1 protein-coding gene is annotated in these 237 nt (G+C 74.3%); it reads left to right on the top strand.

The features are described from left to right. Positions 1-3: 3 nt before the first annotated feature. The coding region (locus tag HKX41_13425; protein NNC25135.1) for a hypothetical protein at positions 4-237 on the top strand (234 nt) is incomplete at its 3' end.

Genomic DNA, 237 nt, shown 5'->3' with positions numbered 1-237 from the left:
GGTATGGCCGACGCGCTCGCTCCGCCGACCCTCCCGCCGCTCGAGGGGTGGGTCCGCGTCGACGACGCGACCGACCGCCCGTTCGAACTCGGCCCCGTCAGCGTCGTTGCCCGGACCGTCGTCTACGAGGACGCCGACATCCGCGAGCGCCTCCCGGCGACCGCCGACGGCCCGTGGCGCTTTCTGTTCGCCAGCCGCCTCGAAATCCGGCCGCAGACGCCGCCGTCGAAGTCGCTG

This window comes from Salifodinibacter halophilus, from assembly GCA_012999515.1.
In the GTDB taxonomy this organism is placed as follows: Bacteria; Pseudomonadota; Gammaproteobacteria; order Nevskiales; family Salinisphaeraceae; genus Salifodinibacter; species Salifodinibacter halophilus.
This window is presented reverse-complemented; position numbering and strand designations above follow the sequence as displayed.